Origin of the sequence: Fictibacillus sp. WQ 8-8, from assembly GCF_024494405.1 — a bacterium.
GTDB lineage: Bacteria > Bacillota > Bacilli > Bacillales > Fictibacillaceae > Fictibacillus_C > Fictibacillus_C marinisediminis.
This window is the reverse complement of sequence record NZ_JAMXKG010000005.1, coordinates 356,271-377,493: the sequence shown is the minus strand read 5'-3', so window position 1 is coordinate 377,493 and position 21,223 is coordinate 356,271. Positions and strand designations below refer to the sequence as shown.

The window sequence follows — 21,223 nt, the reverse complement described above, 5'->3', positions numbered from 1 at the left end:
CAGGCAAATAAAACTCCTTGAATAATGAAAGTATCGGGTTATTCCAAATAATAGCAGACCAATGAGATGACATAGGAGTGAACAATGTACATACCATCTTTCCTGCAAGAAAAAATTTGCATGGGTCTTTTTCAAGGGATTATGAATCAATTCTTCAAATCCATTCAGGGGAATCTGTCCGGTTTCAGACTTTAGATGCGAGGCACCTGGGTACGATAATTCGATGTGACAACCGTTAATCCATCGAAATAACGTCATCGAATGATCATATTCTTTGTTTTTTTTGCTCTGGGCATCTATTCTATGTTTGTATGGTTTGTGATCCTGAATCTTACAGTATACCTTGAAAGCGAGGGGATAAGAAAGATATGACAAATGGAATCGAGGAGAGTCAGAGGGAGAAGGAGTTTCTTCCTTCTATCGTTGCTTTCGGAGACTCGATAACCGCGATGGAATGGCCGGATTATTTTAAAGAGCGATTGGTGAAAGAATCCGTACCGTGTCATTTGCTGAGGCGGGGAATCAGCGGGAACAAGGTATTAACTGACAGCCCAGAACATTATAATTTTGGTGTATCGGGCATTAAACGATTTAAGCAGGATGCACTTGGAACTTCAGATGTTAAGTATGTCATTGTCCTGCATGGCGTGAATGATATCATTCATTCCTGTGGATCAAATCCAATCTCAGAAGAAGTTGAAGCGGAAGAAATTATTGAAGGCTTAAAAACTTATATTAAGTGGGCTCATGAAAAAAATATACAGATATTCGGCGGGACGCTCCTGCCCTTCGGCGGATATAGAGGAGTTACTGATACCGAGGAAGCCAAGCGGCAGAAGGTAAACCATTGGATCCGGAACTCTGGAGAATTTGATCAAGTCATTGATTTTGAGGCAGTTGTACAAGATCCAAATCATCCTGAAAGACTTTTACGAGAATTCGATTCGGGGGATCACCTTCATCCAAGCAGCAAAGGGTCGGAGGCATTGGCGGAATGCATTGAACTTCATTTCTTTGACTGAAAGTGAAAGCGCTTTACTAGAATTGAGGAGGAGATAAATGATGGTCTATACAGCAGAAAAGAATCGTTATGAGTCTATGAAATATAACAGAAGCGGCCGCTCCGGGCTGCTTCTTCCTGCGATTTCTCTTGGTCTCTGGCATAATTTCGGCGGAGTCGACAGCTTTGAAAATGGCCGCGCGATGCTGAGAAGAGCGTTTGATCTTGGTATTACCCATTTTGACCTGGCTAACAATTATGGACCGCCTGCAGGTTCTGCAGAAGAAATGTTTGGTCAGATGTTAAAGACTGATTTCGCTCCGTACCGTGATGAAATGATCATCTCGAGCAAAGCCGGTTATTACATGTGGCCGGGACCATATGGGGAATGGGGATCCAAAAAGTATTTGATTGCAAGCCTGGATCAGAGCCTGAAGCGTATGGGGCTCGATTATGTGGATATTTTTTACTCCCACCGTCCGGATCCTAATACTCCTCTTGAAGAAACGATGGGAGCGCTGGATGCTATCGTTCGCCAGGGGAAAGCACTTTACGTGGGGATTTCCAGCTACAGCCCGGAACAAACGACGGAAGCTATTAAAATTTTGAATGATCTGGGAACACCGCTCGTTATCCACCAGCCGAGCTATTCCATGCTAAACCGCTGGATCGAAGACGGACTTCAGGATGTTTTAGAGGAAAACGGGGTAGGGTCCATCGCGTTTTGCCCGCTTGCCCAAGGCTTGTTGACGAAAAAATATATAAGCGGTGTGCCGTCTGATTCACGTGCGGCAAAATCGACTGGAGCGTTGGGAGAGAATGAAGTCACTCCTGAAGTAGTTGAAAGAGTCCGCAGACTCAATGAAATCGCTGCAGACAGAGGACAGAGCCTTTCTCAAATGGCACTGTCATGGGTTCTTCGCGGCGGTAAGGTAACTTCTGCTTTAATAGGTGCAAGCAGAGTGAGTCAAATTGAAGAAAATATTGCAGCACTGGATAACCTTGATTTCAGTGATGAAGAGCTAGAAAGAATTGATGATATTTTAACCGTAAACAGCTCTGTACGATAAATCCTTTTTTAAATCGAGAAAACCCGGATCTGACAAAGGATCCGGGTTTTTATTATTTCTCTTTAGAAAATAAGGGGCGGTCAAAGACAAAGATTGTCATGGCAATATCAGCCTCAATGTCGATATCAGAAAAAATACGCAGGATGGCTGCACCAGCAAGATCTTCAAACTTTCTGCGGACACTGAGATCGGTATAAATTTTTTTCACGAGACCGGTACGTGCTTCGTGAACCATTTTCTCGCCTTCTTTTGAACCCATCATGAATTTTTCGATATTCGTAAGGTTTCCTTTCATCTCACTAACGGCCCAAGAGCCAACAAAGCGTGTGCTGATTTCCTTTGGACCGTTGCCGACAAATTCCTTGCGTATTTCACGGACAAGCATACTGAATTGATGCTCTATATTTTTGGTCATTGTATCCTTCTCCTTGTATCCTTTAATCGTTTGCCTTTAGGCGTCAGCATGATATAGCTGATAACCAGCAGCAGGATGACGATTGAAAGCCAAAAGTTTCCTAATGGATTGGCGTTGTTGACGATAATGTAACGGACACCCGCCGTAATTCCAATGTATAGAAGATAGCTAAGCGGAAAGTGGTGGCTTTCGCTAAAATAGGTCACAATCATGGAAATAAAGGCGAAATATAAGAAAAACACGAGTACTTTACCAAGTATATCATGAACATTGTGATTCCCTGTGCAGGCGTCCATGAAAATATAGATAAGCTCTCTGAAAAGAAAAAATACCAGCATACCGCCAAGCAGAACAAGGGAGAGATTTAATAATTTTTGTAAACCATTACTGATGGTTTTCCACTTTTCCGGTAAGATTATTTCTAGCATGCGGACCATCTTACTCCTTCAATCCTTCCCCGACACCTTTTAACAGGTTCATACCGAATCCGATTGCCCTGTTAATGTCAGGGTCTTTTAGGGCTTTCATGAGATCGAAAATGCCTACCTTATCATTACTGATAAGTCCCTTTTCCGCTCTTTGAATTCCATTGCCAAGGCTGCTCATCAGTTTCTTCGTCATTTCAGGGTTGGTATCGGACAAGACACCGGCCGCCGCCATCATATTATTAATGGCATTGGTCATCTGGGGGCGGAGCAGCTGTTCAACCGCAATCCCCGCCACCTTCTCCTTCGCTTCAACAAGGCCATTCACCGATCCTAAAATTCCGCTGTCATGAAGCTGCTGAAAAAGCTTGATCAGTTCCTTTATTCCATCTGCACTCTTTGCAAGATCCTCTACAATCGTTTCAATTTGCTGCTCCTGCATTTCTTTTTCGGTTCGTGTTGAATGAACAATCTTTGTAATAGGCTGTGCCATTATCGTCGGCCTCCCACTGGTACATTAATATCGGCAATTGTCACGTAGTCCTCTCGGGCCCACTTGCGTTCGACCTGAACACCAGCCTGAGGGTTCCGTTCTGCATATCGCGGATTATACATTGGAAGCGGTGTTCTGCCTTTAACATGAATAAGTTCCATTCGTACTTTTGTCTGCTTATAGGCAGGAGTCTGGGTCCGGACGTCGCCGACACTGCCGGTCAGCATATTAATGGCATTTTCGTGGCTTACAGAATGCATCGGTACATACAATTCATTTCCTTTGACCCGGTCTGTGACGATACAGCGCAATTTAATAAAACCGTACGGTGAGATCAGGCGGACAGAAGAGCCGTCCTGAAGGCCTCTTTCACTGGCGAGTTCAGGCGAAACTTCAACAAAGACTTCAGGAAGCTTGTACTGGATGCCTTTTGACTTGTTTGTCATATTGCCTTCATGAAAATGTTCAAGCAGACGGCCGTTGTTCAAGATCAGATCAAATTCCTTTTCATAATCCACTGGCTGCAAGTATTCAGCAAGGGAGAAGCGTGCTTTGCTGTCAGGGAAGTTAAAGCGCTCAGTGTAAAGAAGCGGCTCATCATTGCCATCTTTTTGCACCGGCCAGACGAGGCTGTTCCATCCCTCTAGACGGTCATAGCTGACTCCAGCAAAAATAGGGGCAAGGCGTGCAATTTCATCCATAATTTCACGAGGATGTGAATAGTTCCAGTCCATTCCCATCTGCCTAGCGATCTGCTGGATGATCCACCAGTCCGGCTTGGATTCTCCCATAGGTTCAAGCGCCTGATACAAACGCTGAACGCGGCGTTCTGTATTGGTGAATGTGCCATCCTTTTCCAGTGATGGAGAAGCTGGAAGGACAACGTCGGCAAATTGAGCCGTTTTTGTAAAGAAAACATCCTGAACGACAAAGAATTCCAGTTTGCCTAGCATGTCATGGACATGATTGGAATTGGAATCCACCCAGGCCATGTCTTCTCCCATCAAATACATGGATTTTAAATTGCCTTTTTCCACTTCCTGAAGCATTTCAATGTTTGTAAATCCTGCTTTAGGGGAGATGGATACTCCATATGCTTCTTCAAATTTTGCACGTGCAGCATCATCGGACAGTCTCTGGTTGCCGGGAAGCCATTGAGGAAGAGTTCCCATGTCACAGGAGCCTTGTACATTATTATGCCCGCGCAGCGGATAAGCTCCTGCACCCGGGCGCCCGAAGTTGCCAGTAGCCAGCAGCAGGTTTGCAATCGCAGCAGACGTATGGGATCCGGCGATATTTTGAGTAACACCCATTCCCCAAAGAACACAGGTGCCGTCTGCTTCATGAATCATTTCCGCCGTTTTGATCATCTGTTCTTTTGAAAGTCCTGTGACTTCCTCTGCATATTCAAGCGTATATTTTCTAAGCAGGTGAAGGTAGTCCTCATACTGGTTAACCCTTTCCCTGATAAAGTCCTCATCATGCCAGCCTTGATCGATGATGTATTTGGTTACCGCCGCCAGCCAGACGAGGTCAGAACCTTGTTTCGGGTGCAGGTAAAGATCGGATCGCTCCGCCATTTCATGTCTGCGAAGATCAGAAACAATCAATTTTTGTCCATAAAGTTTCTTCGCCCGTTTGACACGTGTGGCCAATACAGGATGTCCTTCTGTAGGATTGGCCCCGATAATGATGACAAGTCCGGCGCTTGCGATATCTTTGATCGTACCGGAATCTCCGCCGTACCCGACTGTTGCAAGCAAACCGTCGGTGGCAGGGGATTGGCAATAACGTGAACAGTTATCCACATTGTTCGTTTCAAATACTTGCCTGGCCAGTTTCTGCATAAGATAGGAATCTTCATTTGTCGTTTTGGATGAACTGACAAAACCTAACGCATTGCTTCCATACGTATTTTTTATATGGCTCATCTTTTCACCGATAAGGGAAAGAGCCTCCTCCCAGGTTGCTGTTACAAACTCATCGCCTTTGCGGATGAGCGGTGTAGTGAGGCGCTGGTCACTGTTCACAAAATCCCACCCGAATTTCCCTTTGATACAGGTAGAAACACTGTTAACTGGTGCATCTTCGGAAGGTTCAATTTTTAAAATCTGGCGGCCTTTCGTCCATACCTCAAATGAACAGCCGACTCCGCAGAAGGTACAAACAGTCTTTGTTTTTTTTGTACGGGTTTCACGCATGGCAGCTTCCACTTCAGAAACTGCAAAAATTCCGCTGTATCCGGGTTCCACTTCTTTTATGAGGTCGACCATCGGATTGAGCAGGTCCTGCTTGATTCCGGTCATGAAACCCGCTTCCCCAAGCATTGATTTTTCCATTAAGGCATTGCACGGACAGACGGTTGCACATTGACCGCAAGAGACACAGGAAGATTCATTGATTAATTTATCGTTGTCCCATATAACCCTGGGCATCTTTCTTTCCCAGTCAATCGTCAGTGTTTCATTCACTTGAAGATCCTGGCATACTTCTACACATTTTCCGCAAAGGATGCATTGATTCGGGTCATAGCGGTAGAAGGGATGGGACATATCCACTTCATAGCCTTTCTCACGGAACGGGCGAGTTTGATGCTCTACCTCCAATAGTTCTGCCGTGTTGTGGACCTTACAGTTTCCATTGTTATTATCACAAACCGTACAGTAGAGAAGGTGATTCTCTAAAATTCGATCCATCGCCTCGTTCTGGGCTGTTTTTGCAGAAAGAGAGGAGGTAAGAATATTCATGCCTTCCTTTACTTCGGTGGAGCAGGCTCTCATCAGCTTTCCATCGATTTCACACATGCACGTATCACACGTCTGGATCGGCCCCAGTGTTTCCGAATAGCAGATGTGCGGGTGCTCTACACCCTGTGCCAGAAGATGATCCAGTACCCTGGTCCCTTCCTCAGCCTCCTGTAAATTCCCGTTTATTTCAATCCTAATCTTGTTTGCCACTTTACTTTCCTCCTATTAGAAAACATAAAAAAACCCACTATAAAACAATCTGTGCTTTTGCTGCACAAATTCCTTTACAGTGGGTTAATTGCTAAGCATTTTAAATACCAGCCATCCATCCCGCTATTCCATTAAATGACAAGCTCTTCCAGCAATTTGATATTACCGAAGAACGATGAACATTTTCTTTTTTTATTATATCACGTTGGGCAAGTGTTTCAAATACATTGTGAGTTTAACTGAAAGCAGGAGGAGTTACCTGAAGGAAAAGGGTACTTAACGGAACATTAATCAGGGCATTAAAGACTCCTATTAATGTGCACCAAATATAGATCGCTCCAATTCCTGTTTCTTCCCTTATCCAGTCTAGGTGAAGAATGAGTGCCATCCAAATGCCGATAACAGCCGTTCCTGAGATTAAAAGAGCATTTGCTTTTAATCGTTTCATAAGGTAAGGACCGAACCAGGTAGCACCGATGATTACCCCGATCGCCATGGAAGATTCAATCAGGCTAAAGTGAAACGCAGATACATGGAATGTAGTGGTCAATACAGCCACCAGGTTTGTATTCAGTATACCGACGACCAGTGTGATAGGAAGCAGCTGTAAGAGAAGAAAGCGCAGAGAAGGCATGCCGGTGATCTCCTTTATGCCAGAGGTAATAAAAGATAAATAGGTCTTCTTGTCCTCAGGCGAATAGGCATGTACTTTTCCAATAGAAAAAAGTGTAAAGAGAAGAAGTGCAGAGCCGGCGAATGTAGCTGCATCAATTAAAAAAATGATGGAATACTGCTTACTCATTAACAGCAAAGCCCCTAACGACGGGCCGATGATATCCATTGCAGCTTTTGTAGATTGAGACAGTGAAATGGCTTCCGAGAGGTTGGATTCTCCGGCCAGGTCTGGAATGGAAGATGTACGTGCAGGATCAAAAAGAGCCGTTCCGATTCCGTGAAAAGCAGTCAAAATGATTAATGCTGGAACAGAATCATAGAAAAAAATCATGGCTATAACCATAGCCATCCGGTACAGATCTGCACTAACCATCAGCCACCTTCTGTTCCATTGATCAGCGAGGGGACCCAGAAAAATTCCAAAGACTGCAGTGGGAAGTAATTGGGCGAAAATGACAAGTCCGATTAATAGCGGATCTTTGGATAGCGTTGCTACAAGATAGGTAATCCCAATTCTTGTGATTCCATCTCCAAGTTGGGAAATGACTTGCCCAAGCCAAAATCGCAGGTAAAGAGAATTTTTTAATAGAGAAAACAAATACATCCCTCCACAATATACACAAATTACCTATTATTTTACACTTTATGTAAATTACTGTAAATCACAAATAACCCCCGGAACGGTATGAGTTCTCGGGGGTTTTAAAATTAACGAATGCTTTTTTCAGTGTTTCTTTTTGTAATCATGTAAGCGATGATCAAAATCACAAACCAGACAGGTGTAATGAACAGGGCGATACGTGTATCTGCCGCAAAACCAAGCACAACGATAACAAAAGCGAAGAATGCCAGTACGATCCAGTTAATCACCGGCGAAAGCCGCATTTTAAATGCGCTCTTTTTCGCGTCCTCAGGCTTTAGTTTCCGGAAGCGGAGATGGGCGACCAGGATGATTCCCCATACCCAGATGAAGCAGATGGTCGCGATGCTTGTCACCAGCGTGAACACTTCCTCCGGCAATAAATAATTGAGCAAAACGCCAAACGAGAGGAAAAATGTTGAAACGATAAGAGCGGGTGCCGGCACTTGCTTTTTGTTTAGCAATCCAAGCTTTTTAGGTGCTTTTCCTTCATTCGCCAGTGTGTAAAGCATTCGTCCCGTACTGAACAGGCCACTGTTGCAAGACGACATTGCGGAAGTGAGGACGACGAAATTGATGATACCCGATGCTGCCGGAATACCGATCAACTTAAAGACCGAAACGAACGGGCTTGAGTCTGGATCTATTTTATCCCATGGATAGATGGACATGAGGACGATCAGTGACCCGATATAAAAGAGAAGAATCCGTGCAGGGATGTTGTTGATGGCACTTGGCAAGGTTTTATCTGGATCCTGTGCTTCACCGGCTGTTACGCCGACAAGCTCCACTCCTGCGAATGCGAAGAGTGCCATTTGAAAGGCAAGAACAAAGCCCGATGAACCGTTCGGGAAAAATCCGCCATGATTTACGAGATTGGATAATGAAGCCTGAGTGCCATGGCTTTCATAGCCCATGACGATCAGCACGATTCCAATACCAATGAGCGCAATAATGGTAATGATTTTAATAAGAGCGAACCAGAATTCAATCTCCCCGAACGCTTTAACCGCCGACATATTAATGAGCAGCAAAACAAGTACAGCGGCCAGTGCCGTCAGCCATTGAGGAATACTCGGAAACCAGTATTTCACATACAATCCGACCGCTGTAATTTCGGCCATTCCTGTTACGATCCAGCAGAACCAGTACGTCCACCCCGTGATAAAACCTGCCCACGGCCCGATGAACGATTCGGCAAAGTGAGTGAACGAGCCGGATGTCGGGCTGTACATGAGCATTTCACCCAAGGCACGCATCATGAAAAACAGCATAGCTCCAATAAGTGCGTAATTCAGCATGATGGACGGCCCCGCCAAGTGAATCGATTTTCCCGCGCCTAAAAAAAGACCGGTTCCAATCGCTCCGCCGATGGCGATCAGCTGGATATGCCGATTTTTCAACCCCCGCTGCAAATCTTCTTCTTTCTTCAACTCCTGCACCAACCTTTCCTGCGACATATATGGCAAGTTAACTTCTGCGAGTTATTTACTTATTTCCCTTTAGTATGACCAAATAAAACCAGTTGGTAATCAGTTCTCTCTTCCTTCTATTAAAAGATTGTTAAAAAAGCAGAGAAAGCGCTTAAACTCTCTAAAAGAGGGTATTAACACTGCGAACCATAGAACATAGCTAGATGCTACATCAGGGGAGGGAAGCACCAAATGAAGAGAGCGTTCGGAAGCATTTCGTTAACCTGTCTGCTTGTAGTTAGCGGACTGGCTGGATGCGGGACCGCAGAAAAGACGTCGGGAAGCACAACGAATGAAACGAAAGCAAAAGACCAGCCGGTAAAGAAAGAAGAAGCAGCAAAGGAAAGGAAAGTTCCTGTTAAAAAACCGAAAGATGTGAAAGTAAAGGGAGTCTACATGTCAGGAGCATCCGCCGGAAATAATGAAAAGTTTAATGAACTGGTCAAGCTGGTGGATGATACAGAACTCAATGCACTCGTGGTAGATGTAAAAGAAGATGACGGGAAGATTACATACGATTCAAAGGTGCCTGCCGTTAATCAATACGGCTCAGATCAGCACCCGAAAATCAGCAATATCTCTCAGCGGATGAAAGTGCTGAAGAACAAAGACATATATACAATTGCCAGGATCGTTACCTTTAAGGATCCTTATATGGCTAAGAAAAAACCAGAGTATGCCATGAAGAAGAAAAGCGGTGGCTTATATTACAACGATGGCATTCCCTGGGTTGATCCGTATAATGAAGAGTATTGGTCCTATGTGACCTCTATTGCGAAAGAAGCGGCAAAGCAAGGGTTTGATGAGATTCAGTTCGACTATGTCCGATTCCCCGACAACGGGGCGCAGGTGGATCGTGAAGTGAAGTTTGATAACCCGGATAAAAAGTCTAAAGAGCAAAACATTCACGACTTCCTTCTTTATGCGAAAAAGGATCTGAAGCCATACGGCGTCAAAGTATCAGCCGATGTGTTCGGTGTGTCCACAAGCCAAAAAGACGATTCCGGCATCGGCCAGCAGTGGGAGTCAGTTACTCCGACCGTCGATGTGATCAGCCCAATGACGTACCCGTCCCATTACGGACCAGGGGTGTACGGCATAAGTGTCCCGGATGCCAAGCCGTATGAACTGATCAAGAAAGCTCTCCAGTTTGCTGTCGACCGGGACAAGGTGCTCGAAAAACAAAAGAAACCGGTCGCTGAAATCCGTCCGTGGTACCAGGATTTCACTGCCACCTGGGTGGACGGCCATATTGAATACGGGCCACAGCAGGTGAAGGATCAGATTCGGGCTGGGCAGGAGCTTGGTGTGGATGAGTACTTGCTCTGGAATCCGAAGAATAAGTATACAGAAGAGGCGTTTAAAAAAGTAAAGCAGTAGATGGAAAAAGCTCATGGATTTCGACCCATTCATTCAGATCATCTCCCGCGTGGGCCTGACGCGGGATTTGCAGATCGGACCCACTTTACTCGGGGTCATCCTGGCAATGGCAAGTGTCGGCGCATTCTTTGGTTCACTTCTTGCCAATTATATCGGCACACGCTTTAAAACGGGTCCCACCATCTTCGAAGCTATGTTTGTCGCGTGCCTGGCACCTCTTCTCGTTCCTATTATGGCTAGCGGGCCATTTTACATCACATCTCCTATTCTTATCATTTCATTCTTCTTGGGAGGAGTGGGTGTCGTCATCTCCAACGTTCATGTCATCAGCCTCCGCCAAACCATCACACATGAGAATCTCCTTGGCAGAATGAATGCAAGCTATCGAATTGTCGTTTCAGGAGTTACCCCGATTGGAGCACTTCTGGGAGGGTACCTCGGAACATTCATTGGGTTGCGCCTCACCCTCGTTGTAGGCGCGATAGGCACCGTGACCGCTCTAGTGTGGATTGTATTTTCACCGCTTCCAAAGCTAAGTAATCTGCCAGTGGAAGAGGAAGAGAGCGGATTACCAGAAATAGTTACTTCAGAGACAAAGACATAAGTAAAGTTAGTATCATGAGACATTAATTTTTAGAGCTCTAAATGCTTCTGACATTTTATGAGCAAACGTTAAGGGAGATTCAACAGATTGAAAGTGAAGATAAAGGATGCTCGGTTTTGTATACATCCAATGATTATGAAGTGCGCTTATCATGATTTTATTTTTAACAAGAATACTCGTGAACAAAGGTATCTCTTCTTCTAATAAAACCACTTCCCCCAGGTTAAGGGCGTTTCCTTGTTGATCCACAGATTCAAACATCAGACCAGCATGAAGTTCGCCGCGGCTCGGACGTCCTTGAATGGTAACATGCAGATTGCGCTGGAACTCTACCGAGCATACCCCATGTTCAACCTTGGGAGTTCCATTCAATATTTGGGCGTATTGCTGACACAACTGGCCAAAAGAGGGCATGAGAGACCTTCCTTTTTTCCATTAAAATATGAAGGAACCGTTAACTGGGTGCATGAATCAAAAGGGAATGAAGAAGTTTTATATACCAAACGTTTTCCCGCCGTTCACGGATAGTGATTGTCCGGTGATGAACTTGGCTTCATGGGATGCCAAGAATACAACCGCGTTTCCGATATCAAGGGGTTCTCCCATGCGGCCGAGGGGCACGCCTTTTTGGTAATTACTTGGATCGATCCCTTCATGCCGCTCCACTGGTATAAAGCCGGGGTTCAGAAGGTTCACCGTGATTCCAAAACGTCCGAGTTCATTCGCCCAAGATCGGGTCATCCCAAGCTGAGCGGATTTCGCAGTTACATAGTTTGCAAAGTTTGCGTTCCCTAATTGGATGACTTCACTTCCAATGTTAATGATTTGCCTTCTCCTTTTTCTTTCATCCCCGGCAAGACCGCCTTCGTTAATAACAGAGGAGCTTTCACAAAAAAGTTCAGCTGATCCAAATAGTCATCCCATGTGCTTTCTTCAAGTGAGAGCTCTGGCTGGGGGCCGGTAGCGTTGTTTACCAGAATATCGATTGTCTCGCACGTTATCTCTTCGCTTTCTTTAACTAGGCGATTTACGGATTCTTCATTTGTTACGTCGCTTTGAACAGCAAATGCTTTTCCTCCGCTGGATTGAATGAAGTCGATGGTTTGGAGGGCAGTTTCCCGGCTGTGTGCATAATTGACGATGACGGTTGCTCCTGATTGTGCCAAGGCTGCGCTGATATGTTTGCCAAGGCCTTTTGATCCTCCGGTTACGAGTGCAATTTTGCTATGTAAGTTATTGATTAGAATCACTCCCTTATTGATCACCTATTTTATGCATGCAAAATAATAGATTGTAAATAGTATATCAATCTTTAAATCTTAGAAAAAATTTGGCATTAAAGATATCAGTCACCGGTACCCTTGCACACACATACATTATAGGCAGTAAAGCAACTGCCAAGGGACTTAACCGGAGTGATGGATGCCATGTACAGACTTGCTGAGGTAAATAGGGAAATTGACAGCCGCAGTTCCTGCCTTCTTGAGCTGCAGGAACAGGATGGATCATGGAGGTGTTGCTTCGAAAATGCTTTAATGACTGACGCCTACATGATTATTTTATTACGGACTCTGGGATGGAAAGACGAAAAACTGATTCAGCGGCTCGTTCAACGATTGTTGTCCAAGCAGGAAACGAATGGAGTGTGGAAAGCCTATCCTGATGAGGAAAAGGGGAATTTGACGGCGACAGCAGAAGCGTATACCGCTCTCCTCTTTTCAGGGCACGTGCCAAATGAGACAAACCGTCTAAAGCAAGCCGTCAGTTTTATTAGAAATCAGGGCGGTTTAAAAAAAGTAAGTTTGATGACAAAAGTCTTTTTTGCGTTTAACGGCCTGTACCCCTGGCCGAAACATACAGCTGATCCTGCAAGGATTTTTCGAATAATGGAGAAAGTTAACTTAAACTTTTATGATATCAGCAGCTATGCCAGGGCACATTTTGCCCCCGTTTTGTTGGGTATGTCACAAAAGTTCCAATTACGAAGCGGCAGCACGCCGTGTCTGAAACATTTGTATACAAAAATGGAAGATGGCTTATGGGATGAGACACAGGTCACTCGTAGGAAGGCTTCGTATTCTTATCAAACTGCCTTTCTGGAAAACTATATTTTAAAGCGTATTGAAGCTGACGGTACATTGCTTAACTATGCAAGTACCAGCTTTCTTATGGTGTATGGGCTTATCTCAATCGGCTATAAGAAGGATTCACCTATGATAAAACAAGCCGTTCATGGCCTTATTTCCTTGTTGTGCTATAACGGTCAGACCTTTCATATCCAAAATTCTCCCTCCACTATATGGGACACCTCTCTGATAAACTATGCTTTATTGTCTTCCGGGGTTGCCTCTACACATCCCAGTCTGAAAAAAAGCCTTCAGTTCCTCCTGAAGAATCAGCATTCAAGCTATGGTGATTGGAAGTATCATAATCAGGATGCATCTCCAGGCGGATGGGGTTTCAGTGAAGGCAATACCCGCCATCCCGATGTAGATGACACACAGGCTGCCCTTCGAACAATAAACCGATACCAAAGAATAAACAAGAACCTGAATCATGCCTATAAAAGAGGAAGAGACTGGCTGTTATCCATGCAGAATAAGGATGGAGGGTGGGGGGCTTTTGAGAAGGACACCAATAAAAAATGGCTGCGGATTTTGCCTGTTGAAAACGCGGGAGATGCCCTTACGGATCCTTCCACTGCTGATCTCACAGGACGTACCCTCGAATTTTTTGGTAACTATGACGGTTTGCTGCTGCCGTCTCCTCGGATTAAAGCAGCCGTGCAATGGTTAAAAAGAAATCAGGAAAATGACGGTTCCTGGTACGGCCGCTGGGGAATTAGTTACATTTACGGAACCTGGGCAAGTGTGACAGGATTGATGGCAGCGGGCATCTGTGAGCAAGACCGCACCATTCAAAAGGCAATAGGATGGCTGACAGAAATTCAGCATTCCGACGGTGGCTGGGGAGAATCATGCAGAAGTGATATCGAAAAGAAATATATTTCCCTTTCCTACAGCACCATAACCCAGACAGCCTGGGCACTTGATGCCTTGATCACTGCTTGTCCCACACCGAACAGCACCATAAAAAGAGGCATTGATTATCTATTAAACCGTGGAAATTATAATGTTCAAAGCCTGACCTACCCAACAGGCGCTGGGTTGCCAGGAAGCTTTTATATCTATTACCATAGCTATAATCATGTCTGGCCACTTCTTGCTCTATGCCATTACAGGGAAAAATACAGGGAGAAGCCATGACGGTTTCTCCCTCTTTATTATTTCCACTCAAGAATTCCATTAAGATCAGAATATATGGTATCAGGAGCAAGGTTCAATTCCTCAATGGGCAGCTCGTTTCGGTTGATCCATGCCGTACGAAATCCAAAGTTTTTTGCTCCGGAAATGTCCCAGCCGTTGGAAGACATGAATAATACTTCTTCTCTTTTGACATTCAATGTTTTTAGCGCATGATCATACGAAGCGGGTGTGGGTTTATACTGTTTCACTTCATCCACACTGATGATGGCGTCAAAGAGAGGGGAGAGCCCGGACTGTTGGATTAAGGGATCAAGCATATCATGGGAACCATTCGAGAAGACGGCCAATGTTTTATCTTTTAGCTGCACAAGTACACGTTCTACTTCAGGATAATGAGTTAATTGCAAATAAGCTTCAATCAATGCCTTTTCTTTTTCCTCGCCCCATTCTTCTTCACTGGCTTTAATGGCATATTTTAAGGCATCGTTTGTAATCGTTAAGAACGTCTCATAATTGCCCATAAGCTGGCGCAAATTGGAATACTCAATTTGTTTCGTTCTCCAGATTTGACTGATTTTCTCTCCTTTTCCAGGATAGAATTCCTCGCATTTTTCCTTCACAGAATGGACATCAAATAATGTTCCATACACATCAAAAACAAAAGCTTTGATTTCCGTGCTCATCTTTTATCTGCCCCCATAAGTAAATACTCTCTTCTCTATGTTCCTCTCTTCAGTATTTTCAATCACAAATGTAAATAAAAAAAGTCCTTCTAAATAATATCCAATGGCATTTTCTTTGTAGGTTTAGAAAATACTTGATTAAGTTTATTGAGATCTTCTTCAGTAATCTCAATCATTGCCGCTTCGGCATTTGCTATAACATGTTCTTTTTGAACCGCTTTTGGAATCGCTATGACGTTGCTCGAACGGATGGTCCAGGCAAGAGCGATTTGTAATGGTTGGACATTGCATTTGTTAGCTTCAATAAGAAGTAAAGCTTTTATTTGTAACTAAAGGGGTTTATGAAGAATTGAAACTTAAATGACTTTCTTTTCAATGAGATAAAAATAGATATCGCTGCACTAACTCAAAAGGTGTTGTCCACTTTTTTATTGAATAATTTAACGATAGTAATGAATGTCTAAAATATTTTATAAAAAATATTTTTTCATGTCGATTTTGTAATTCCTCGTTCGTTGTAAGGAGGCTATGTGAAATATAACGAGGAATTGGTGAAAGCAGGTTTTCTGTTAGCCGCTGAAGGGCTTCATCCAAGCTCAAACGGAATTCGAATCTCGTACCCCGAACCTGGCAGGAACCAAAAGTAATAGATGGACCATTTACAGAATCAAAGGAGATGATTGCTGGTTTTACTCTCATAGAGGTTAAATCTAGAGAAGAAGCAATAGAATGGGCGATGCGAATGCCAGATCCACATGGATTTTACCCGCAATACACCCGAGCGGGAACTGCTTCTGAAGCGGGCCTCTGAATGTATGGAGGAATAGCAAGTAAAACCGATGAAAAAGTCTAGAAAAACAATTTGTGATGAGTCCATTTTACTGTATGCCGATCGTCGACTTAAAACAAACAGCAAAATGTAAGCCAATATCAATGATATAAAGGAGATGTTAAAATGATATATCTATGTTTAGGTTACTTCAATCAAGAAAAAATGGATGCCCGTCCCAAGGCGGAGATTGAGGCTGTCATGAGCGAATGTCAGCCCCACCTCAAGGAATTCTACAAAAGCGGTCAAGTGATGATGGATGCTGGGCTCGACTTAGAAACCAAATGCTTGCGCCGGGAGAACGGGAAGGTAATGGTTACGGACGGTCCTTTTGTAGAGACCAAAGAGCTGATCGGCAGTGCGTTCCTCATTGAAGCAAAGGACATGGAGGATGCGATTCGGATAGCCTTACTACATCCGACCACGCAAGTCAGAGCTGGTGAGCAGTTTGGTTGGGGCATTGTGATCCGGCCTATCCATTATTTCGAACAGAGGGAACAGAACGTCTAGTTATACGGGCTCTCATGCTACCAGGAGTAAGAAAAGCAAAATAAAACAACTATAAAAAGGCATTATAATGCCTTTTTATAGTTTGTACAGGCTTTGTTCTGGCTCATAAAAGCTATATAGCCTTAATCACTTGGATCCACTTCATCCCAAGACATCGTTGTTACTTCTGTATAATTGCCTCTTTCAATTTCTTCCTGTGTAGCCTCTTGGTCTAATTCTTCTGCATCATTCATGCCTGGAGCGACCGACGGCTTTTGTTCGTGGTCTTTCTTCATGGTTCATACCCCTTTTCATAGTTAGTTTGTCTATTATGCATAATCAAAGTTTTCCCAGTGGTAGGGAATTAATGCGCTTTTTCTCAACTAAACGACTTTCTCGTACTTCGTTACTTTACTATTTAGGCTAAATAGAGCCGCCGCAATAATGCAGCAATTGCGACTGATGCGGCCGTGGATAGTAACACAAGAGCGATAACATGGACGCTATTCTTGTTTCTATCATAATTGGCTACTCTTTACTATTAAATGTACGTTTGTCCTCTATCATTCAACCATACATTGGATTATGAAATTAATATAATATAGAAGATTTAAAAAGAAAGGTGATAAAATTATGAAAAAAAGTCATCATTTTCATAAAGACGAAAGTTCCAGTTCCTCTAGCTCCTCTAAGTGCAAAAAAGAGAGTTCCTCTAGTTCCTCTAGCTCCTCGAAAAGAAGAGTTAAAAAGAAGGGTGTTAAAATTATAAAAAAACGTTGCCATATTCATAAAGATGAAAGTTCCAGTTCCTCCAGTTCCTCCAGCTCCTCCAGCTCTTCTAAGTGCAAAAAAGAGAGTTCCTCTAGCTCCTCGAAGTGTAAAAAGGAATGCAGAAAGTGTAAAGGAGTCCTTGGATTTGCTTCGTTCAGTGCTCCTACTTTTGAGGGTACGACTTTTAATCCCGGAGAACTCATCCCGTTAAACAATGAAGTAATTGCAGAATGTATTGACATTTCTCCACTTGGCGGACTCGTGATCAAAAAATCTGGAACCTACGGAATCACGTTTAATGTGAATTTAGCAGGCAGTGGACAAACTACGCCGGCAGTTTTTGAAATCTATGCTAACGCTCGATTAATCGCTTCCGTTACCGTTTACCCTTTCGCTACTTTGGCTAAAGTGGCTAAAATCGTTTGTTTAGAGAAAAACGAAGTTCTCCAAGTGAAAGCAGCTACCACGATTACACTCTATGACGCTAACTTAACTGCGGCGAGGTTGGATTCTCATAAACATGAAAGCTCCAGCTCCAGTTCATTTAAGTGCAAACACGAGAGTTCCTCTAGCTCCTCTACGTGTAAAAAGGAATGCAGAAAGTGTCATGAAGTCCTTGGATATGCTTCGTTCAGTGCTACTAGCGGAAGATTATTTGACCCCGATGAATTTATACCGTTAAACAATGAAGTGATTGCAGAGTGTACTGACATTTCTCCAATTGGCGGACTCGCGATCAAAAAATCTGGAACCTATGGAATCACGTTTAATGCGAATTTGCAGAGCGGTACAAATGCAACTTTCGAAATCTTCGCTAACGCTCGATTGATCGCTTCCGTTACCGTTCTCCCTAACACCACTTTGGCTAAAGTGGGTAAAATCGTTTGTTTAGAGGAAAACGAAGTTCTCCAAGTGAAAAATGCAACTGCTACACAAATTAATCTCTTTGACGCTAACTTAACTGCGGCAAAGCTGGATGACTAGTATAGACACAACTGTAATGAAGTAAACAAGGACATTAAAAAAAGCCTAAGCAGTTTTTATAAGACGATCTCTGTATTTAACAGGGGTCATCTTTTTTAAATTCCATTGGCATATAATTCTAATTTTTCAGAAAAGATGTTATGATATATCCAGAGAATAGAAACCTTGTTTGATATTATAAAACCCTTTAGGTAGAAAGGAGGTTTATATAGCTCAGATCTGCTTTAATACTATTTATCAATTTTTAAGGCTCTTTTCTAAAAGATTGTTGCTTTAGGAACATTTTTTAAAGAATCTTCATTGACAAGTTGATTGGAGTGCAAGGTGCGAGACTCCTCGAAAATAAATTTCACATTTTCTTCGTGCGATATAACGCTGCCGAAGCCTTCCTTGCCCTGCGGGAGCAGCGGGACAGGTGAGACCCACAGGCGACATGCGCCGAGAAAGTAGGCGCTGGCGCCGGTAAGGCTCACCGCACGCCACGCGGAAAGCGAGCAGCCTGAAACGGAAATCAACCACTCCTAAGAGCAACAAAGGTTACGAAAACAGCCATTTTTAAAAAAGGAGAGATCATATGTCAGCAAAATTCCAAGGTGTTATTCCACCGATTCCAACCATATTACATAAAGATGGACGACTAGATGAAAAGGGTATGGGAAATCTGATTGATTTCTTAATTGAATCAAAAGTAGATGGACTGTTCTTTTTAGGGACAGGTGGTGAATTCAGCCAGATGACGGTTGAATTAAGAAAAGCTGTAACTGAATTTGCCATTCAGTATGTTAACTGCCGAGTCCCCGTTCTCATTGGAACCGGTACTCCAAGCACACTAGAAACCATCTCATTAAGTATGCATGCAAAAGAGGCTGGAGCAGACGGTATTGTTGTCATTAACCCTTATTATTGGCAACTTACAGAGGAGAATCTTTTTCAACATTATGCCGATATTGCTGAAGCGATTGATCTACCCATTCTGCTCTACAATTTCCCTGGACTAACAGGACAAGATTTATCACCAGAATTTGTACTTAAGCTTGTGAAAGCGTATCCAAATATCGCGGGTATTAAAGAAACGGTTGAATCAGTGGGGCATACCAGGGAAATGATCTTAACGGTGAAGTCCTTTAAAGAAGATTTTGCGGTTCTCTCTGGATACGATGATCACTTATTAAATACATTATCTGTTGGCGGGGACGGTGCCATCCCGTTAACGGCCAATTTTATCCCAGAGCTTACTGTTGGCCTCTATCAATCTTTTAAGGAAGGAAACTACGGGAAAGCCATTGAATTACACAAAAAGTTAGCGCCATTTCCCCTTTTATACAAACTCGATTCTCCTTTTGTGAATGTAGCGAAAGAAGCCATACGGATGCGGGGAATCGAGATCTCTACCGATGTATTGGCACCTGCACGTCCATTAAGTGCTGAAAAGAAGGAACAAATACAGCGATGTATGGATACAGTATTGAATCAAGCCATACCTTTGTCAAACTAAACCATTGTAATTGTCGTAGTTTATAATAATTATGTAATTAGGCAAGGAAAAAAATAGCAATTGATGGACGAGTCAAACAAATGCTTGTTTCCGCCTGCCAAAATCTTTTTTTACTACCGTTAGGAATGTTCAAATCAACCTGAATTTAGTCAGCTAGTCCTCTTTTTAAAGGGGGCTCTGGCTTTTTTAATATTCTCTAAAATTAACACAAGCAAAATGGTTCCCCTTTTTCAATATAAGTTGTAGTATACAGAGAAAGAATATTTCCGACTAGTTTTATTGGATTAAGGGGTGATTTGATGGGATTAGCTTCTTCTAATACGTCACAAAATAAAGAAAGAAAGCCGACTGGTGAAGGGAAAAGCACGGGGGCGGTTCAGGCTTACTGGGTTGTGTTTGCAGGCTTGTTAACAGTTATATTGAGCTATGCAAGCATCCAGGCTGGAGGTTTAAAACAAGGAATGCTCTTGTGGCTCGGCCTTTTGCTTGGATTTACACTCTTTCACGCAAGGTTTGGTTTTACATCTGCCTTTAGACGGTTTATGGCAGTAGGGAACGGCGAAGCCATTCGTGCGCATATGCTGATGCTGGCAGTTGCCAGTACGTTGTTTGCGATTATATTTGCGGCTGACGTTACCTTATTTGGCGGAAGTCCGGTTGGAAACGTCTCTCCAATCGGGGTAAGCTTAATTGTGGGTGCTTTTATTTTCGGCATCGGAATGCAGCTTGGCAACGGTTGTGCATCTGGCACATTGTATGCTGTAGGGGGTGGCCGTTCTGAAATGTTTCTCACATTAATTGCATTTATTGTCGGCTCTGTTTTTGGAGCATACCACTTCGATTTTTGGATGAATCTCCCTGCATTTAAGCCTTTTTCCTTGGCGACAAGCACAGGTCTTGGCTGGTTTGGAGGCTGGGTGATTCAAATGATTATCCTAGGAGGTATAACTTGGATGACATTTAAAGTTGAAAAGAAACGCCGTCCTCCAAAAATGGCTCCGATTCCAGGTGCAAAAGGCTGGACCCGTGTCATCCGCGGCTCATGGCCAATATTAACTGCGGCTGTCGTCCTGGCAGTGCTTAATGCCGCAACTTTACTTGTAAAAGGAAGTCCGTGGGGTATTACTTCCGCTTTTGCCCTATGGGGATCCAAAGCCGCACAGGCAATGGGAGTCGATGTTACCCAATGGGGTTACTGGGCCGGTGAAAAAGCAGCGCCTCTCAATCAATCTGTTCTTATGGATGGAACCAGTGTAATGGACTTTGGCCTTATTGTTGGGGCACTGGCTGCTTCTACGCTCGGAGGTGTATTCCTTCTAAAGAAAGTGCCTATTCGTACAGCCGCCGCGGCAATCATCGGCGGACTGCTCATGGGGTATGGAGCACGCCTTGCTTTTGGATGTAATATTGGAGCGTATTTCAGTGGTATCGCATCCTTTAGCCTGCATGGCTATGTTTGGGCGATTATGGCGATGCTTGGAACCTTTTTTGCTTTGTATATCCGTCCGTTATTCGGGTTATCCGTTCCGAAATCAACTGATAAATTCTGTTCTTAATAAGAAAGCGAAGCCGCAA

20 protein-coding genes and 3 pseudogenes are annotated in these 21,223 nt (G+C 43.7%); 10 read left to right on the top strand and 13 right to left on the bottom strand.

All coding sequences use genetic code 11. The features are described from left to right. The first annotated feature begins 368 nt into the window (after positions 1 to 368). Together M1K46_RS13815 and mgrA are read left to right on the top strand one after the other, a co-directional pair. A complete protein-coding gene (locus M1K46_RS13815; protein WP_053357431.1) occupies positions 369 to 1,022 on the top strand; it encodes a GDSL-type esterase/lipase family protein in 654 nt (217 codons plus the stop codon). Positions 1,023 to 1,062: 40 nt separating this feature from the next. Further along, on the top strand, positions 1,063 to 2,070 hold the full coding sequence (gene mgrA / locus M1K46_RS13810) for an L-glyceraldehyde 3-phosphate reductase (RefSeq protein WP_256226462.1): 1,008 nt from the start codon (positions 1,063 to 1,065) through the stop codon (positions 2,068 to 2,070). Between the two features lie 52 nt (positions 2,071 to 2,122). Here the strand turns inward: mgrA and M1K46_RS13805 are convergent, their stop codons facing one another. The 6 genes from M1K46_RS13805 to M1K46_RS13780 form a co-directional block, all read right to left on the bottom strand. Then, on the bottom strand, positions 2,123 to 2,485 hold the full coding sequence (locus M1K46_RS13805; RefSeq protein WP_053357432.1) for a DUF2294 domain-containing protein: 363 nt from the start codon (positions 2,483 to 2,485) through the stop codon (positions 2,123 to 2,125). Beyond that, complete coding sequence (locus M1K46_RS13800; protein ID WP_062236928.1) at positions 2,482 to 2,913, bottom strand: phosphate-starvation-inducible protein PsiE; 432 nt, start codon at positions 2,911 to 2,913, stop codon at positions 2,482 to 2,484. Before M1K46_RS13800 ends, M1K46_RS13805 begins: the two co-directional genes overlap by 4 nt. A 10-nt stretch (positions 2,914 to 2,923) precedes the next feature. Further along, positions 2,924 to 3,403: a DUF1641 domain-containing protein gene (locus tag M1K46_RS13795; RefSeq protein WP_062233516.1), complete on the bottom strand. Its 480-nt coding sequence runs from the start codon at positions 3,401 to 3,403 to the stop codon at positions 2,924 to 2,926. Further along, positions 3,403 to 6,360 (bottom strand): formate dehydrogenase subunit alpha, encoded by a 2,958-nt coding sequence (gene fdhF, locus M1K46_RS13790; RefSeq protein ID WP_256226383.1) that lies wholly within the window; start codon positions 6,358 to 6,360, stop codon positions 3,403 to 3,405. The genes M1K46_RS13795 and fdhF overlap by 1 nt, the downstream gene beginning before the upstream one ends. A 235-nt stretch (positions 6,361 to 6,595) precedes the next feature. Continuing rightward, entirely contained in the window at positions 6,596 to 7,633 is a 1,038-nt protein-coding gene (locus M1K46_RS13785) for an MFS transporter (RefSeq protein WP_256226382.1), read from the bottom strand. Between the two features lie 110 nt (positions 7,634 to 7,743). Then, positions 7,744 to 9,135 carry an amino acid permease gene (locus tag M1K46_RS13780; protein WP_256226461.1) on the bottom strand — a complete coding sequence of 464 codons (1,392 nt, stop codon included), beginning with the start codon at positions 9,133 to 9,135 and terminating at the stop codon, positions 7,744 to 7,746. Positions 9,136 to 9,339: 204 nt separating this feature from the next. Here M1K46_RS13780 and M1K46_RS13775 point away from each other — a divergent pair, with 204 nt between their 5' ends. Next, positions 9,340 to 10,527: a putative glycoside hydrolase gene (locus M1K46_RS13775; RefSeq protein WP_256226380.1), complete on the top strand. Its 1,188-nt coding sequence runs from the start codon at positions 9,340 to 9,342 to the stop codon at positions 10,525 to 10,527. A gap of 13 nt (positions 10,528 to 10,540) precedes the next feature. Then, positions 10,541 to 11,131 carry an MFS transporter gene (locus M1K46_RS13770; protein ID WP_256226379.1) on the top strand — a complete coding sequence of 197 codons (591 nt, stop codon included), beginning with the start codon at positions 10,541 to 10,543 and terminating at the stop codon, positions 11,129 to 11,131. Between the two features lie 12 nt (positions 11,132 to 11,143). Here M1K46_RS13770 and M1K46_RS13765 read toward each other — a convergent pair whose 3' ends face one another. Then, positions 11,144 to 11,545 carry a DUF1259 domain-containing protein gene (locus tag M1K46_RS13765; protein ID WP_256226378.1) on the bottom strand — a complete coding sequence of 134 codons (402 nt, stop codon included), beginning with the start codon at positions 11,543 to 11,545 and terminating at the stop codon, positions 11,144 to 11,146. A gap of 78 nt (positions 11,546 to 11,623) precedes the next feature. Beyond that, a pseudogene (locus tag M1K46_RS13760) lies at positions 11,624 to 12,381 on the bottom strand (SDR family NAD(P)-dependent oxidoreductase). Between the two features lie 168 nt (positions 12,382 to 12,549). Between M1K46_RS13760 and M1K46_RS13755 the strand changes: the two are divergent. After that, positions 12,550 to 14,397, top strand: coding sequence for a terpene cyclase/mutase family protein (locus M1K46_RS13755; RefSeq protein WP_256226460.1), 1,848 nt, complete (start codon positions 12,550 to 12,552; stop codon positions 14,395 to 14,397). A gap of 17 nt (positions 14,398 to 14,414) precedes the next feature. Here the strand turns inward: M1K46_RS13755 and M1K46_RS13750 are convergent, their stop codons facing one another. Beyond that, positions 14,415 to 15,080 (bottom strand): haloacid dehalogenase type II, encoded by a 666-nt coding sequence (locus M1K46_RS13750; RefSeq protein ID WP_053357440.1) that lies wholly within the window; start codon positions 15,078 to 15,080, stop codon positions 14,415 to 14,417. A gap of 89 nt (positions 15,081 to 15,169) precedes the next feature. After that, positions 15,170 to 15,379 (bottom strand): annotated as a pseudogene (locus M1K46_RS13745) (aldo/keto reductase); the annotation flags it as partial. Positions 15,380 to 15,613: 234 nt separating this feature from the next. Between M1K46_RS13745 and M1K46_RS13740 the strand changes: the two are divergent. Together M1K46_RS13740 and M1K46_RS13735 are read left to right on the top strand one after the other, a co-directional pair. Further along, positions 15,614 to 15,891, top strand: a pseudogene (locus tag M1K46_RS13740) (YciI family protein); the annotation flags it as partial. A gap of 144 nt (positions 15,892 to 16,035) precedes the next feature. Beyond that, the gene (locus M1K46_RS13735) at positions 16,036 to 16,419 is read left to right on the top strand and encodes a YciI family protein (RefSeq protein ID WP_256226375.1); all 384 of its coding nucleotides are present in this window, start codon (positions 16,036 to 16,038) and stop codon (positions 16,417 to 16,419) included. A 122-nt stretch (positions 16,420 to 16,541) separates the two neighbouring features. Here M1K46_RS13735 and M1K46_RS13730 read toward each other — a convergent pair whose 3' ends face one another. Continuing rightward, the gene (locus M1K46_RS13730) at positions 16,542 to 16,694 is read right to left on the bottom strand and encodes a hypothetical protein (protein WP_256226374.1); all 153 of its coding nucleotides are present in this window, start codon (positions 16,692 to 16,694) and stop codon (positions 16,542 to 16,544) included. 489 nt (positions 16,695 to 17,183) lie between these two features. Beyond that, positions 17,184 to 17,411 carry a hypothetical protein gene (locus tag M1K46_RS13725; protein ID WP_256226373.1) on the bottom strand — a complete coding sequence of 76 codons (228 nt, stop codon included), beginning with the start codon at positions 17,409 to 17,411 and terminating at the stop codon, positions 17,184 to 17,186. A gap of 19 nt (positions 17,412 to 17,430) precedes the next feature. Between M1K46_RS13725 and M1K46_RS13720 the strand changes: the two genes are divergently transcribed. Continuing rightward, entirely contained in the window at positions 17,431 to 18,153 is a 723-nt protein-coding gene (locus M1K46_RS13720) for a hypothetical protein (protein WP_256226372.1), read from the top strand. Positions 18,154 to 18,410: 257 nt separating this feature from the next. On the opposite strand, the gene M1K46_RS13715 is transcribed toward M1K46_RS13720, so the two are convergent. Then, positions 18,411 to 18,668, bottom strand: a complete 258-nt coding sequence (locus M1K46_RS13715) for a hypothetical protein (RefSeq protein WP_256226371.1) — start codon at positions 18,666 to 18,668, stop codon at positions 18,411 to 18,413. A gap of 59 nt (positions 18,669 to 18,727) precedes the next feature. Here M1K46_RS13715 and M1K46_RS13710 point away from each other — a divergent pair, with 59 nt between their 5' ends. Next, positions 18,728 to 19,648 carry a dihydrodipicolinate synthase family protein gene (locus tag M1K46_RS13710; RefSeq protein ID WP_256226370.1) on the top strand — a complete coding sequence of 307 codons (921 nt, stop codon included), beginning with the start codon at positions 18,728 to 18,730 and terminating at the stop codon, positions 19,646 to 19,648. Between the two features lie 299 nt (positions 19,649 to 19,947). Beyond that, on the top strand, positions 19,948 to 21,204 hold the full coding sequence (locus tag M1K46_RS13705; RefSeq protein ID WP_256226368.1) for a YeeE/YedE family protein: 1,257 nt from the start codon (positions 19,948 to 19,950) through the stop codon (positions 21,202 to 21,204). The last annotated feature ends 19 nt before the right edge of the window (positions 21,205 to 21,223 follow it).

Bases quoted from the DNA above. Each gene is read 5' to 3' on its own strand.
- M1K46_RS13730 (WP_256226374.1), bottom strand. From the start codon at position 16,694: ATGAAGAAAGACCACGAACAAAAGCCGTCGGTCGCTCCAGGCATGAAT.
- M1K46_RS13775 (WP_256226380.1), top strand. From the start codon at position 9,340: ATGAAGAGAGCGTTCGGAAGCATTTCGTTAACCTGTCTGCTTGTAGTT.
- M1K46_RS13725 (WP_256226373.1), bottom strand. From the start codon at position 17,411: ATGTCAATACATTCTGCAATTACTTCATTGTTTAACGGGATGAGTTCT.
- mgrA (WP_256226462.1), top strand. From the start codon at position 1,063: ATGGTCTATACAGCAGAAAAGAATCGTTATGAGTCTATGAAATATAAC.
- M1K46_RS13765 (WP_256226378.1), bottom strand. From the start codon at position 11,545: ATGCCCTCTTTTGGCCAGTTGTGTCAGCAATACGCCCAAATATTGAAT.
- M1K46_RS13755 (WP_256226460.1), top strand. From the start codon at position 12,550: ATGGATGCCATGTACAGACTTGCTGAGGTAAATAGGGAAATTGACAGC.
- M1K46_RS13735 (WP_256226375.1), top strand. From the start codon at position 16,036: ATGATATATCTATGTTTAGGTTACTTCAATCAAGAAAAAATGGATGCC.
- M1K46_RS13710 (WP_256226370.1), top strand. From the start codon at position 18,728: ATGTCAGCAAAATTCCAAGGTGTTATTCCACCGATTCCAACCATATTA.
- M1K46_RS13750 (WP_053357440.1), bottom strand. From the start codon at position 15,080: ATGAGCACGGAAATCAAAGCTTTTGTTTTTGATGTGTATGGAACATTA.
- M1K46_RS13805 (WP_053357432.1), bottom strand. From the start codon at position 2,485: ATGACCAAAAATATAGAGCATCAATTCAGTATGCTTGTCCGTGAAATA.
- M1K46_RS13780 (WP_256226461.1), bottom strand. From the start codon at position 9,135: ATGTCGCAGGAAAGGTTGGTGCAGGAGTTGAAGAAAGAAGAAGATTTG.
- M1K46_RS13815 (WP_053357431.1), top strand. From the start codon at position 369: ATGACAAATGGAATCGAGGAGAGTCAGAGGGAGAAGGAGTTTCTTCCT.
- M1K46_RS13800 (WP_062236928.1), bottom strand. From the start codon at position 2,913: ATGCTAGAAATAATCTTACCGGAAAAGTGGAAAACCATCAGTAATGGT.
- M1K46_RS13770 (WP_256226379.1), top strand. From the start codon at position 10,541: ATGGATTTCGACCCATTCATTCAGATCATCTCCCGCGTGGGCCTGACG.
- M1K46_RS13705 (WP_256226368.1), top strand. From the start codon at position 19,948: ATGGGATTAGCTTCTTCTAATACGTCACAAAATAAAGAAAGAAAGCCG.
- M1K46_RS13795 (WP_062233516.1), bottom strand. From the start codon at position 3,403: ATGGCACAGCCTATTACAAAGATTGTTCATTCAACACGAACCGAAAAA.